Raw genomic sequence first — 14,184 nt, 5'->3', positions numbered from 1 at the left:
CGGCCCGGTAGAATGCCCGCTTCGTTTTCCCCTGCAGGAGCCGGCCCATGTCGTCCTTCGCCGAAATGATCCAGAACATCACCCCCGAAATCTACGAGAGCCTCAAGCTGGCCGTGGAAATCGGCAAGTGGCCGGACGGCCGCAAACTGTCCCAGGAGCAGAAGGAGCTGTCGCTGCAGGCCATGATCGCCTGGGAGATGGACAACCTGCCCGAGGACCAGCGCACCGGCTACATGGGCCCGCAGGAATGCGCCTCCCACGCTGAGCCGATCCCGAATATGATCTTCTCCTCCAACTCCCTGCACTGATGCAAGAGATTGGACGCGGCGCCCTGGACAAGATGTCGGCGCGCCTGGAAAGCCCCGTGCAGTACGCCTTCCGCCTCGGCGAGGCGCAGGTCCCGGTCAACCCGCTGATCGGCAAGACGGTGCGCCTGGAGTACCTGGGCGAAATCTTCTGCAGCCACTGCGGCCGCAAGACCAAGAAAAGCTTCGCCCAGGGCTACTGCTACCCGTGCTTCACCAAGTTGGCGCAATGCGACAGCTGCATCATGAGCCCGGAGAAGTGCCACTTCGAGGACGGCTCCTGCCGTGATCCGGAGTGGGGCGAGCGTTTCTGCATGACCGACCACGTGGTCTACCTGGCCAACTCCTCGGGCGTGAAGGTGGGCATCACCCGCGCCACCCAGGTGCCGACCCGCTGGATCGACCAGGGCGCGCGCCAGGCATTGCCGATCATGCGTGTAGCCACCCGCCAGCAGTCCGGCTTCGTCGAGGATCTGCTGCGCAGCCAGGTCACCGACCGCACCAACTGGCGCGCGCTGCTCAAGGGCGAGGCGGAACCACTGGACCTGGTGGCGATTCGCGAGCAGATATTCGACGCCTGTGCCGAGGGTATCGTCGGGCTGCAGCAGCGCTTCGGCCTGCAGGCGATCCAGCCGGTGATCGACATGGAGCCCATCGAGATCCGCTATCCGGTGGAGGCCTACCTGGCCAAGATCACCAGCTTCGATCTGGACAAGACGCCGGTGGTCGAGGGTACCCTGCAGGGTATCAAGGGCCAGTACCTGATCTTCGATACCGGCGTGATCAACGTGCGCAAGTTCACCGCGTACCAGCTGGCCATCAGCGCCTGATCGCACCGCATTGAATTTCCGGCTCGTGGCACGCATCTAGGGATAGATTCGCGCACGACTCGCCCGCTTCGCTCTAGCTCGCTAGAGTCAGTACCAGATTCCTCCGGCCGGCCCACCGCGCCGGCCGCCTGCCAAGGGGCCAAAAGCCATGCGTACCGAGCAACCGAAAGTCATCTACCTCAAGGATTATCAGGCGCCTGAGTACCTGATCGACGAGACCAACCTGACCTTCGAGCTGTATGAGGACCACACCCTGGTCCACGCTCAGCTGGTGATGCGCCGCAACCCGGATCGTGCGGCCGGCGCTCCGGGCGACGACCTGCCGCCCCTGGTGCTCGACGGCCAGCAACTGGAGCTGCTGTCGGTGGCGCTGGATGACCAGGCCCTTGAGGCCGGCCAGTACCAGCTCGACGAGAACCACCTGACCCTGCAGCCGACGGCGGCGACCTTCACCGTCGACAGCACCGTACGCATCCACCCGGAAAGCAACACCGCGCTGGAAGGCCTGTACAAGTCCGGCAAGATGTTCTGCACCCAGTGCGAGGCCGAAGGCTTCCGCAAGATCACCTACTACCTCGACCGCCCGGACGTGATGAGCAGCTTCACCACCACACTGTCGGCCGAGCAGCACCAGTACCCGGTGCTCCTCTCCAACGGCAACCCGGTCGCCAGCGGCTCGGAAGAGGGCGGCCGCCACTGGGCGACCTGGCAGGACCCGTTCAAGAAGCCGGCCTACCTGTTCGCCCTGGTCGCCGGTGACCTCTGGTGCGTGGAAGACCAGTTCACCACCATGAGCGAGCGCGAAGTCACCCTGCGCATCTATGTCGAGCCGGAGAACATCGACAAGTGCCAGCACGCCATGGACAGCCTGAAGAACTCCATGCGCTGGGACGAGAAGGTCTACGGCCGCGAGTACGACCTGGACATCTTCATGATCGTCGCGGTCAACGACTTCAACATGGGCGCCATGGAGAACAAGGGCCTTAACATCTTCAACTCCAGCTGCGTGCTGGCCAAGGCCGAGACCGCCACCGACGCTGCGCACCAGCGCGTCGAAGGCGTGGTTGCCCACGAGTACTTCCACAACTGGTCGGGCAACCGCGTGACCTGCCGCGACTGGTTCCAGCTGTCGCTCAAGGAAGGCTTCACCGTGTTCCGCGACAGCGAGTTCTCCGCTGACATGAACTCGCGCACCGTCAAGCGCGTCGAGGACGTGGCCTTCCTCCGTACCAACCAGTTCGCCGAGGACGCCGGCCCGATGGCGCACCCGGTGCGCCCGGATTCCTTCATCGAGATTTCCAACTTCTACACCCTGACCGTCTACGAGAAGGGTTCGGAAGTGGTGCGCATGATCCACACCCTGCTGGGCGCCGATGGCTTCCGCAAGGGCACCGACCTGTACTTCGAGCGCCACGACGGCCAGGCCGTGACCTGCGACGATTTCGTCAAGGCGATGGAAGACGCCAACGGCGTCGACCTGACCCAGTTCAAGCGCTGGTACAGCCAGTCCGGTACTCCGCGCCTGGCGGTGGAGGAGAGCTATGATGCCGCCGCGCAGAGCTACACCCTGACCTTCCGCCAGAGCTGCCCGGCGACGCCGGGGCAGAGCGAGAAGCTGCCCTTCGTCATCCCGGTGCAGATGGGCCTGATCGACAAGCTGGGCAACGCCCTGTCGCTGCGCCTCAAGGGCGAAGAGCACGCCCATGGCAGCGACCGTGTGCTGCAGGTCACCGAGGCGGAGCAGTCCTTCACCTTCGTCGGCCTCGCCGAGAAGCCGCTGCCGTCGCTGCTGCGTGGTTTCTCCGCGCCGGTGAAGCTGAGCTTCCCCTACGACCGCGACCAGCTGATGTTCCTCATGCAGTTTGATGAGGACGGCTTCAATCGCTGGGAAGCCGGCCAGCAGCTGTCCGTGCAGGTCCTGCAGGAATTGATCGGCCAGCACCAGCGTGGCGAGAAGCTGGTGCTCGACCAGCGTCTGATCACCGCCTTCCGCACCTTGCTGCTGGACACCGGCCTGGACCAGGCCATGGTCGCCGAGATGCTTTCGCTGCCCAGCGAGGCCTATCTCACCGAGATCAGCGAAGTGGCTGATGTCGAGGCGATCCATGCGGCCCGTGAGTTCGCGCGCCAGCAGATCGGCGCGGCGCTGCACGAACAGCTGTGGGAGCGTTACCAGGCCAACCGCACGCAATCCCGCGAGACCGCCTACGTTGCCGAGGCCTCGCACATTGCCCGCCGCAGCCTGCAGAACATCGCGCTGTCCTACCTCATTCAGAGCGCCAAGCCCGAAGTGCTCGCCGCCTGCCAGGAGCAGTACAAGGATTGCGACAACATGACCGAGCGCCTGACCGCGCTCGCGGTGCTGGTCAACTCTTCCTTCGACAAGGAGAAGGCCGAGGCGCTGGCGATGTTCGCCGACTACTTCAAGGATGACCCGCTGGTGATGGATCAGTGGTTCAGCGTCCAGGCCGGCTCCACCCTGCCGGGCGGGCTGGAGCGCGTACAGGCGCTGATGAGCCATCCGGCGTTCACCCTGAAGAACCCGAACAAGATCCGCGCGCTGATCGGCGCCTTCGCCAACCAGAACGCGATCAACTTCCACCGCGCGGATGGCGCCGGCTACCGCTTCCTCGCGGACCAGATCATCACCCTCAACGCACTCAACCCGCAGATCGCCTCGCGCCTGCTCACGCCGCTGACCCGCTGGCGCAAGTACGCGCCCGCGCGCCAGGCGCTGATGAAGGCCGAGCTGGAGCGCATCCTGGCGTCGGGCGAGCTGTCCAGCGATGTATACGAAGTGGTGAGCAAGAGCCTCGCTTAGCACACCCGCCGCGTCCCGTCCCGGGGGCGCAAGCAACTTTCAAAAAGGTGTTACCAGCTCTTGTTGGTAACACCTTTTTGTTACCTATCGAAATTAATCGATGTCTCGCTTATCGCTGCTCGCTATTGAGCGAAAAAGCCCGATGTGTCTGCGTCGAGCCTCGAGGGGCCGATTGCGCCATTTGCAGTGGTGAATGGCGCAATCGGCCACTTGATTTGATCAGTGAACGACCAGTCACAAAAAGTAGCGCACATATTCTTTATTTTTTGTAAGCAGAATCAGACGCATCTGAATTCTGGCATCGGGGTTGCACCGGCGGACGCTGCTTAGCCTTTACCCGTCCATTGGGACGGGAGGCGTGTCGAGCACCTTGGGGGAGTTTCCTTCAGATCGACGACAACAAGGCCGTGGAGTAACGGCTGACAAGGCGTACCGCGCACTGGCGGCGCCGCTAAAGAATGATCAGTCCATGGAGTGAGTCCTAATGGAAATCCCAGTTCGCAAGCCTGTCTTGCGTTATGCGCCTGCTCGTGCCGGTTTCGCCCTGGCCGGCATCCTGCCCCTGCTGATGTCTGCCCAGGCAACGGCGGTCGAGTTCAGCTTCCTCGATAACGAAGTCACCGGCTCGCTGGACAGCACCGTGTCCTACGGCGCCCTGTGGCGCGTGCAAGGCCAGGACAAGACCAACAACGACATCAACGGCAACGACGGCAATCGCAACTTCGACACTGGCCTGGTTTCCGAGGTGTACAAGATCACTTCCGACCTGGAAGCGACCTACAAGAACTACGGCCTGTTCGTGCGTGGCTCGGCTTTCTATGACACCCAGATCATGGACAAGCGCAACGACTACTACGACAACAACCACCCGGCGCAGCCGAGCCAGACCTATCCGAACAGCGACCGCTTCACCAGCGAGACCCGCGACGCCGCCGGCAACCGCGCCGAGATCCTCGATGCCTATGTCTATGGCAACTGGGACGTGGCCGATCACCCGCTGACCGCGCGCCTGGGTCGTCAGGTATTCAACTGGGGCGAAGGCATCTTCTACCGCGGTGGCGTGAACACCACCAACCCGGTGGACGCCGCCAAGTTCCGCCTGCCGGGCTCGGAGCTGAAGGAAGTGCTGATGCCGGTGGAGGCCGCGAGCTTCAACATCGGCCTGACCGACAACCTGTCGATGGACGCTTTCTACCAGTGGAACTGGAAAGAGACCCGCATCGACCCGGTCGGCACCTTCTTCTCCGAGACCGACCTGTTCGCCGATGGCGGCAACACTGCCTACACCACCGTGGGCGCGCTCTCCAATCCGCTGTTCCAGAGCCTCTACCCGCAGCTTTCCGCAGCCCATGTGGGCGGCCTGCAGGGTACTCAGTACCTGGACTCCAACGGTGTGTTCAAGGTCGCCAATGTCGGCAAGGACATCAACGCCAAGAACGATGGTCAGTTCGGTGTGGCCTTCCACTACGTGGCTGAAGAACTGAACTCCACCGAGTTCGGCTTCTACTTCGTAAACTATCACTCCAAAGAGCCGACCATCTACGCCGACCTGAACAGCGACTACGCTGGCGTGGATCTCGACCAGCTCGCCGGCGTTGGCGGTTTCACCTCCTACGACCAGTTGGTAAGCGCCGCAGGCAGCGGCAATGCCATGGCCGGCCAGGTGCTGAGCCTGGTGAATGGCGCGACCTCCGTGGACGTCGCCAACCAGGTCAACGCCCGCCGTGAATATGTGGAAAACATCCGCATGTACGGCTTCAGCTTCAACACCACCGTGGGCGACGCCTCGGTGTTCGGTGAGCTGGCCTACCGCCCGAACCTGCCGATCGGCATCGCCACCACCAACGACCTGCTCGGCGACCTGCTGGTTCAGGCCCCGGCGCTGGCCAGCGGCAAGACCGTGAACATCGGTGGCGGTGACGTCTCGATTCGCGACCAGATCCACAACTACGAGCGCGTCGAAGCCTTCAACACCTCGCTGGGCACCATCTACAACTTCGGCCCGTCGCTGTCCTTCGACTCGCTGATGGGCGTGGCGGAACTGGCCTCCGAACACCTGCGCGGCAGTGACCTGCAGTACACCGCGTACGACGGCAGCACCCGCTACTACTCCGGCCGTGGCAACGGCGCCTACATCTCCGGCTATGACCGCGACGATCAGGTGAACAAGAACGCCTACGGCTACACCCTGCTGCTGTCGGGTACCTGGAACGACGTCTTCGCCGGCGTGAACATCTCGCCCTACGCCGTCTACAAGGACGACTTCGAAGGCAACTCCTACCAGACCGGCAACTTCATCGAAGGCCGCAAGGCCTACACCCTGGGCGTCAAGGCTACCTACCTGAACGCCCTGGAAGCCGAACTGCAGTACACCGAGTTCTACGGCGCCGGGCAGAACAACGCCAGCCGCGACCGCGACAACGTCGGCTTCAACGTCAAGTACTCCTTCTAACGACAAGCTCGCGTCGGCCCACACGGGCCGGCGCGTGAACTTCACGGAGAATCACCATGCGCAACATGCGTACCCTGGTCGGCGCCGCAGTGGCCCTGGCCCTGTCCGCCGGCAGCGCCCTGGCGGCGGTTTCCCCGCAGGACGCGGCCAAGCTGCAGTCGAGCCTGACCCCGCTGGGCGCGGAAAAGGCCGGCAACGCCGCCGGCACCATCCCGGCCTGGACCGGTGGCATCACCCAGGCACCGGCCGGCTACAAGCCGGGCCAGCACCATATCGACCCGTTCGCCGCCGACAAGCCGCTGTATACCATCACCAAGGCGAACCTGAACCAGTACAAGGCCAACCTGACTCCGGGCACCCTGGCGCTGTTCGCCACCTACCCGGACACCTTCCAGATGCCGGTGTACCCGAGCCGCCGCAGCGGTTCGGCGCCGCAGTGGGTGTACGACAACACCCTGAAGAATGCCACCAGCGCCAAGCTGGCCGAAGGCGGCAACGGCTTCGTCGATGCCTTCGGCGGCATCCCGTTCCCGATCCCGCAGAACGGCGTGGAAGCGGTGTGGAACCACATCGCCCGCTACCGCGGCACCTACGTCGTGCGTCGCGCCTCCGAAGTGGCTGTGCAGCGTAACGGCGACTACTCGCTGGTGACCTCGCAGCAGGAAGCGCTGTTCAAGTACTACATCCAGGGCAAGAGCTTCGCCGACCTGAACAACCTGCTGTTCTACTACCTGTCGTTCACCAAGAGCCCGGCTCGCCTGGCCGGTGGTGCCGCACTGGTCCACGAGACCCTCGACCAGGTGAAGGAGCCGCGCCAGGCCTGGGGCTACAACGCCGGCCAGCGCCGCGTGCGCCGTGCGCCGAACCTGGCCTACGACACCCCGATCGCCGCCGCCGACGGCCTGCGTACCGCCGACGACACCGACATGTTCAACGGCTCGCCGGACCGCTACGACTGGAAGCTGATCGGCAAGAAGGAAATGTACATCCCGTACAACAACTACAAGGTTTCCAGCCCTGAGGTTAAGTACAAGGATCTGCTGACCCCCAACCACCTGAACCCGAAATACACCCGCTACGAACTGCACCGCGTGTGGATCGTGGAAGGCACCCTGAAGCCGGGCGCACGCCACATCTATTCCAAGCGCGTACTGTTCCTCGACGAGGACAGCTGGGGCGCCGCCGAAGTCGACCAGTACGACGGTCGCGGCGAACTGTGGCGCGTATCGCTGGCGTACCTGAAGAACTACTACGAGCTGCCCACCACCTGGACCGCTCTGGATACCTTCCACGACCTGCAGGCCCGTCGCTACCACGTACAGAACCTGGACAACGAAGAGCCGACCACCATCGACTTCAGCCAGGCCGTACCGGACGACTCCTACTTCAGCCCGTCCGCACTGCGTCGCCGCGGCACCCGCTGAGTTCGCTTCGTGCGTGAAAGAGCCCGCCCCATGGCGGGCTTTTTTATACCTGCGCGAAAGCGTGAGGGCGTGAAAGTGTTACCGCTCCACCCGCGGGAAGCCGCCACCCGCGCGCCTTTCGGGCGAGATGGCAAAATGCACTCATCCTTTCGAGTGAGGCGCCCGGGGCTTAACAAAAGATAACGTGCCGTTAATTGTCAGCCCCGGAAAAGGCTGGCTATATAGCTCCAAACTACATACCGCCTGCATAAGAAAAAGAGGTAAAGGCATATGCGTGAGCCCCTGTGGCGCACTTCGAGCGAGCAGCCCGTATCGGGAGTGCGAAGCTCCTTCCCGATGTCGCGCAAGTCGATTTCCCTGCTCGGCGCGTTTTCCTTCCTGATGATGTCCCTGGCTCCGCTGCATGCCGTCGCCGCAACGGACGCCGCCAGCGATGCCAACTCGATCATTTCCGCCAAGGCCTCCAGCAGCCTGCTGCTGAGCATCGCCCATGCCGGCAAGCGGCTGGTCGCGGTGGGAGACCACGGGCACATCCTCTATTCCGACGACGCAGGCAAGAGCTGGACCCAGGCCACCGTGCCGACCCGCCAGCTGCTGACCTCGGTGTTCTTCGTCAACGACAAGAAGGGCTGGGCCGTCGGTCACGACGCCCAGGTCCTGGCCACTACCGATGGCGGCACCACCTGGGTGCGCCAGTTCGAGGACCTCAAGCGCGAAGCGCCGCTGCTGGACATCTGGTTCCAGGACGAGAACCACGGTGTGGCCGTGGGCGCCTATGGCGCGCTGCTGGAAACCACCGATGGCGGCAAGAGCTGGGAAGACGTCAGCGATCGCCTGGACAACGAAGACCAGTACCACCTCAACGCCATCACGGCGGTGAAGGATTCCGGCCTGTTCGTGGTCGGCGAGGCGGGCAGCATGTTCCGCTCCAAGGACTGGGGCCAGACCTGGGAAAAACTCCAGGGCCCCTACGAGGGCTCGCTGTTCGGCGCCACCGGCACCACCCAGGCCGGCACCGTCCTGGCCTACGGCCTGCGCGGCCACCTGTTCCGCTCGACCGATTTCGGCAGCACCTGGCAGCAGGTCAGCCTGCCCACCGCCAATGGCGGAGCGCTGGAGTTCGGCCTCTCCGAAGGCAGCCTGCTGGATGACGGCACCATCGTCGTCGTCGGCCACGGCGGCAGCGTGCTGGAAAGCAAGGACGACGGCGTCAGCTTCAGCGTCGTCAACCGTCCGGACCGCCTCTCCCTCGCGGGCGTGAGCGCGGCCGGCGATGGCAACCTGGTGCTGGTCGGCCAGGGCGGTATCCACCTGGCTTCGGCGACCGGTGCCGAGCTGACAGAACAACAATAAGCCAGGGAGCCGCAATGAACGCTCTGAACAAGCACGAACAGGACAAGGCGACTTTCCTGGAACGCATCATCTTCACCCACCGGCCGTTCGTGATCATCGCGTGCCTGCTGGTGACCGTCTTCCTCGCCTGGTCGGCCACGCAAGTGCGCCCGTCCACCAGTTTCGAGAAGATGATCCCGCTGCAGCACCCGTTCATCCAGAACATGCTGGAGCACCGCAACGACCTGGCCAACCTCGGCAACACCGTGCGCATCTCGGTGGAAGCGGTGAACGGCGACATCTTCACCAAGGAATACATGGAGACGCTGCGGCAGATCCATGACGAGGTCTTCTACATTCCCGGCGTCGACCGCTCCGGCATGAAGTCGCTGTGGAGCCCGAGCGTACGCTGGACCGAAGTGACCGAGGAGGGCTTCGCCGGTGGCGAGGTTATCCCGCAGACCTACGACGGTTCCGCCAAGGCCCTGGACCTGCTGCGCAACAACGTGCTCAAGTCCGGCCAGATCGGCCGCCTGGTGGCCAACAACTTCAAGTCGAGCATCGTCGACGTGCCGCTGCTGGAGGTCTACCCGGACCCGAAAGACCAGGGCAAGCTGATGAAGCTGGACTACCGCCAGTTCTCCCATGAGCTGGAAGAGAAGATCCGCGACAAGTACCAGCTGCAGAACCCCAACGTGAAGATCCACATCACCGGCTTCGCCAAGAAGGTCGGTGACCTGATCGACGGCCTGCTGATGGTGGTCGGCTTCTTCGGCATCTGCTTCGTCATCACCCTGGTGCTGCTGCTGTGGTTCACCAAGTGCGTGCGCTCCACCATTGCCGTGCTGTCCACCACCCTGGTGGCGGTGATCTGGCAACTGGGCCTGCTGCACATCATCGGCTTCGGACTGGACCCGTACTCGATGCTGGTGCCGTTCCTGATCTTCGCCATCGGTATTTCCCACGGCGTGCAGAAGATCAACGGTATCGCCCTGCAGTCCAGTGATGCGGAAACCCCGCTGCTGGCCGCCCGCCGCACCTTCCGCCAGCTGTTCCTGCCGGGCATGATCGCCATTCTCGCGGACGCCGTCGGCTTCATCACCCTGCTGGTGATCGACATCGGCGTGATCCGCGAACTGGCCATCGGCGCGTCCATCGGCGTGGCGGTGATCGTGTTCACCAACCTGATCCTGCTGCCGGTCGCCATTTCCTACATCGGCATCAGCAAGAAGGCGGTGCAGCGCAGCAAGGAAGACGCCGTGCGCGACCATCCCTTCTGGCGCGCGCTGTCCAACTTCGCCAGCCCGTCCGTGGCGCCGATCTCCGTGGTCATCGCCCTGGCGATGTTCGCCGGCGGCATGTGGCAGGGCCATCACCTGAAGATCGGTGACCTCGACCAGGGCGCGCCGGAACTGCGTCCGGACTCGCGCTACAACCTGGACAACGACTTCATCATCCGCAACTACTCGACCAGCTCCGACGTGCTGGTGGTGATGGTGGCGTCCGAGGCCGAAGGCTGCTCCACCCACAAGACCCTGTCCGCCATCGACGAGCTGGCCTGGCGCCTGGAGAACACCCAGGGCGTGCAGTCGGCCATCTCCCTGGTCACCGTCTCCAAGCAGATGATCAAGGGCATGAACGAAGGCAACCTGAAGTGGGAGTCGCTGTCGCGCAACCAGGACGTGCTGAACAACTCCATCAGCCGCGCCGAAGGTCTGTTCAACAGCAACTGCTCGCTGGCACCCCTTCTGGTGTTCCTCAACGACCACAAGGCCGAGACCCTCGACCGCGCCGTGGCCGTCGTGCAGGACTTCGCCAAGGCCAACGAGAAGGATGACCTGAAGTTCAAGCTCGCCGCCGGTAACGCCGGTATCGAGGCCGCCACCAACGACGTGATCAAGCACTCGGAACTGACCATCCTGATCCTGGTGTACATCTGCGTGGCAGTGATGTGCCTGATCACCTTCCGTTCCTTCGCCGCGACCCTGTGCATCGTGCTGCCGCTGATCCTCACCTCGGTGCTGGGCAACGCGCTGATGGCCACCCTGGGCATCGGCGTGAAGGTGGCGACCCTGCCGGTGATCGCGCTGGGCGTGGGTATCGGCGTGGACTACGGCATCTACATCTATACCCGCCTGGAGTCCTTCCTGCGCCAGGGCCTGTCCCTGCAGGAGGCCTACTACGAGACGCTGAAGTCCACGGGTAAAGCCGTGCTGTTCACCGGCCTGTGCCTGGCCATCGGCGTGGCTACCTGGATCTTCTCGGCGATCAAGTTCCAGGCCGACATGGGTCTGATGCTGACCTTCATGCTCCTCTGGAACATGTTCGGCGCCCTCTGGCTGCTGCCGGCTCTGGCGCGCTTCCTGATCAACCCGGAGAAGGTGCGTCAGAAGAAGGCTTCGATCCTGGTTCACTGATCGACGCTCGAGCAATAAAAAACGCGGCCCTCGGGCCGCGTTTTTTTATGCTCCTACGCGCAGGGCGGATCACGGCAGGATGGCGAAGACCCGCGCCGGGAAGCCCGTGCCCTGGGCAATCTTCGGGAAGCTCACGACCGCCAGCGCGCCGGCCTCGGGCACCTTGTCGAGATTGGCGAGCAATTCGATCTGGTAGTGGTTGGTGCCCAGGATGTACGACTCCAGCGAATAGTCGTCCTTGCTGGTAGCGATGCCGGGATCGGTATCCGTGGTCTCGTGGCCGGAGGCAGTGATCTTGCGCGTCTCGTAGAGATACACCAGCGCCTCCTTGCTCCAGCCCGGATAGTGCGCCACACCCTTGGCGTCCTGGTTCTGCATCTTCGCCTGGTCCGGCCAGCGCTGGGACCAGTCGGTGCGCAGCGCCGCGAAGGAGCCTTCTGGTACCGGGCCATGCTTGGCTTCCCAGGCCTTCACATCGGCCAGGGTCAGCACGTAGTCGGGGTTCTTCGCCACCTGCTCATGGATATCGAACACCACCAGCGGCAGGAACTGCTCCTTCACGTCGAGTTGATCGACGCTGCGCAGGCCCTTGTGGAAGTGCACCGGCGGGTCGACGTGGGTGCCCCACTGTCCGACGTGGCTGTACAGCTCCACCTGGAAACCGTCCTTGTCCACGGTGTAGAGCGTCTTGCGGCCCATGGGCTCGAAGCCTTTCCAGTGCGGTGTATTGCTGTCGAACGCGTGGGTCAGGTCGACCCAGTCGTGCTGCCTGAGGCTGGCGTAGGTATCCCACAGACCCGGCTGGGCGGCGTGGGCCGACAGCGCGAGAAATGGCAGCAGGGTGGCGGCGAATAGCAGGGTGGGGCGGCGTTGCATGGGTCTGATTCCTTGACGGGGATGGGAGAGAACGCCTTATCTTTCTCCATCGCTTGTCCAATCATCCAATTCTGAATTCTGCTTTTCTTATTCATTTTCGTTAGGAGACCTCATGTCCTTCCAGCTCATCGAGTACGCCGAAGCCAGCCCAGAAGTCCGCGCTGTCTATGACGACATCATGGAGACACGCAAGATCGACTGGGTGAACAACTTCTGGAAAGCGTTGGCCAACCACCCGCAGACCCTCAGGCGCACCTGGGAAAGCCTCAAGGAGGTGATGGGGCCGGGTCAGCTCGATCCGCTGGTGAAGGAGTTGATCTACGTTGCCGTCAGCGTCACCAACAACTGCAACTACTGCATCGGCTCCCACGGCGCGGCGGCGCGCAAGGCCGGGATGGACGACGCGATGCTCGGCGAGCTGATGGCCGTGGTGGCCATGGCCAACGAGACCAACCGTCTTGCCATTGGCTACCAGGTGCCGCTGGACGATGTGTTCAAGGGGGCGGTGATGGAGCACAGCGGCAGTTGAGATTGTTCGCGAAGCTCGCTCCTACCAAAAGCGCTCCGGCGCGTGCCTGTAGGAGCGAGCTTGCTCGCGAACCCAGGCCTGCGATGGATGCTCAGGGTACTGGTGCCGACAACCGCTGCATCGCCTTCACCGGTGTGCCATCGCTCCAGCGCCCCATGGACAGCTGCGCCGGCCCCCCGCCCAGCGCGTAGTCGCGGTCCTGGCCGTAGAAGGCCGCATCGCACAACGCATCGAACAGCTTCCACGGCCCGAACCAGTCCATCGCATCGGTCGCCAGGGCGTTGTGGGCTGAGGGTTGCCCTTGTTTCAGACGCTGCTTCACGCGCTCCTGCACGCGGTTGAGCAACCAGCTGGAAGAGTCGCTGGGCGGGTAGCGCGGATCGAAGCGCGGTGCGGTCGGCGCCGCATGGTTGGCCAGCAGGGGCGGGCTGCCGTGGCGGTCGCTGCGCAGCAGCAGCAGGTCCTTGTTGCGCGGCGCGACCTGGGTGCTTTCCGAGTAGATGCGCTGAGCGTCATCGCAGGCAACGCGCTCGTCCTCATCACCACAAAGCGCCAGCAGCAAGGTGCCGGCGGGGATGTTGGCCAGCGGTTCCAGTGGCACTTGGCGCCAGCGTGGGCCACTGCTCTTGCCCGGCTCCACCGCCATCAGCGCACGCGGCTCCGGTATGCCCATCCGTTGCCAGGAGGCGGCGAGCCCGCTGGCGATCAGGCCACCCGCCGAATGGCCGACGTAGGCGACGTGCTCCAGCTCCGGCTTCACTCCCAGCTTGCCCGCCTGCAGATCGGCGATGGCGCGGCGCACGGAGTCGGCTGCGTTGGGCAGGAACTCCGCCGCTGGCGTCTTCAGCGTCGCCTGGTAGCGCGGGTAGATGAGGATGGCGCCACGCCGGACGATGTGCTCGATCCAGGCGCGATAGAGGTCCGGCTGCATGACGCTCCAGCCGTGGGTGAAGACCACCACAGGCGCGCTGGCGGGGGCGGGCCGCTCCGGAGTGAACACCCAGTATTCGTTGCCCTCGGCCGAGAAGTGCCACTGGTGCACGTCGGCATGGGCGTAGTTCGAACCGCCGGGGCCCTGCAACGGCTGGGTCGGTGGCAGGGCCTCGGCTGCCTGCAGCGGGCCGGCCACGAGGAGGTTGCAGATCAGCAGCAGGCCGGCGGCCAGCGCCGGAATCAGCCGGTGGGCGGGCATGGACGC

At 63.8% G+C, this 14,184-nt stretch carries 10 protein-coding genes; 8 read left to right on the top strand and 2 right to left on the bottom strand.

Annotation, left to right across the window (positions count from 1 at the left end):
• Positions 1 to 47 precede the first annotated feature (47 nt).
• The 7 genes from PNI01S_RS03090 to PNI01S_RS03060 all read left to right on the top strand — a co-directional run bounded on the left by PNI01S_RS03090 (position 48) and on the right by PNI01S_RS03060 (position 11,581).
• A complete protein-coding gene (locus tag PNI01S_RS03090) occupies positions 48 to 308 on the top strand; it encodes a YeaC family protein (protein WP_024765109.1) in 261 nt (86 codons plus the stop codon).
• Positions 308 to 1,135 (top strand): DUF2797 domain-containing protein, encoded by an 828-nt coding sequence (locus PNI01S_RS03085; RefSeq protein ID WP_024765108.1) that lies wholly within the window; start codon positions 308 to 310, stop codon positions 1,133 to 1,135. Before PNI01S_RS03090 ends, PNI01S_RS03085 begins: the two co-directional genes overlap by 1 nt.
• Before the next feature lie 148 nt (positions 1,136 to 1,283).
• Complete coding sequence (gene pepN / locus PNI01S_RS03080) at positions 1,284 to 3,956, top strand: aminopeptidase N (RefSeq protein ID WP_024765107.1); 2,673 nt, start codon at positions 1,284 to 1,286, stop codon at positions 3,954 to 3,956.
• Positions 3,957 to 4,440: 484 nt separating this feature from the next.
• Complete coding sequence (locus PNI01S_RS03075) at positions 4,441 to 6,408, top strand: DUF1302 domain-containing protein (RefSeq protein ID WP_024765106.1); 1,968 nt, start codon at positions 4,441 to 4,443, stop codon at positions 6,406 to 6,408.
• 56 nt (positions 6,409 to 6,464) lie between these two features.
• Positions 6,465 to 7,832 carry a DUF1329 domain-containing protein gene (locus PNI01S_RS03070; RefSeq protein WP_084357410.1) on the top strand — a complete coding sequence of 456 codons (1,368 nt, stop codon included), beginning with the start codon at positions 6,465 to 6,467 and terminating at the stop codon, positions 7,830 to 7,832.
• 270 nt (positions 7,833 to 8,102) lie between these two features.
• Positions 8,103 to 9,185 carry a WD40/YVTN/BNR-like repeat-containing protein gene (locus tag PNI01S_RS03065; RefSeq protein WP_084357409.1) on the top strand — a complete coding sequence of 361 codons (1,083 nt, stop codon included), beginning with the start codon at positions 8,103 to 8,105 and terminating at the stop codon, positions 9,183 to 9,185.
• Between the two features lie 14 nt (positions 9,186 to 9,199).
• A complete protein-coding gene (locus tag PNI01S_RS03060; protein ID WP_038803711.1) occupies positions 9,200 to 11,581 on the top strand; it encodes an efflux RND transporter permease subunit in 2,382 nt (793 codons plus the stop codon).
• Between the two features lie 69 nt (positions 11,582 to 11,650).
• Here PNI01S_RS03060 and PNI01S_RS03055 read toward each other — a convergent pair whose 3' ends face one another.
• The gene (locus tag PNI01S_RS03055; RefSeq protein ID WP_169889669.1) at positions 11,651 to 12,457 is read right to left on the bottom strand and encodes a cyclase family protein; all 807 of its coding nucleotides are present in this window, start codon (positions 12,455 to 12,457) and stop codon (positions 11,651 to 11,653) included.
• A gap of 112 nt (positions 12,458 to 12,569) precedes the next feature.
• Here PNI01S_RS03055 and PNI01S_RS03050 point away from each other — a divergent pair, with 112 nt between their 5' ends.
• A complete protein-coding gene (locus PNI01S_RS03050; RefSeq protein ID WP_084357408.1) occupies positions 12,570 to 12,986 on the top strand; it encodes a carboxymuconolactone decarboxylase family protein in 417 nt (138 codons plus the stop codon).
• A 91-nt stretch (positions 12,987 to 13,077) separates the two neighbouring features.
• Here the strand turns inward: PNI01S_RS03050 and PNI01S_RS03045 are convergent, their stop codons facing one another.
• Positions 13,078 to 14,178, bottom strand: coding sequence for an alpha/beta hydrolase fold domain-containing protein (locus PNI01S_RS03045; protein ID WP_084357407.1), 1,101 nt, complete (start codon positions 14,176 to 14,178; stop codon positions 13,078 to 13,080).
• Positions 14,179 to 14,184: the final 6 nt, after the last annotated feature.

The sequence above is a fragment of the Pseudomonas nitroreducens NBRC 12694 genome (assembly GCF_002091755.1).
In the GTDB taxonomy this organism is placed as follows: domain Bacteria; phylum Pseudomonadota; class Gammaproteobacteria; order Pseudomonadales; family Pseudomonadaceae; genus Pseudomonas; species Pseudomonas nitroreducens.
The sequence above is the reverse complement of the archived record's forward strand: the minus strand, read 5'-3'. Positions and strand labels throughout refer to the sequence as shown.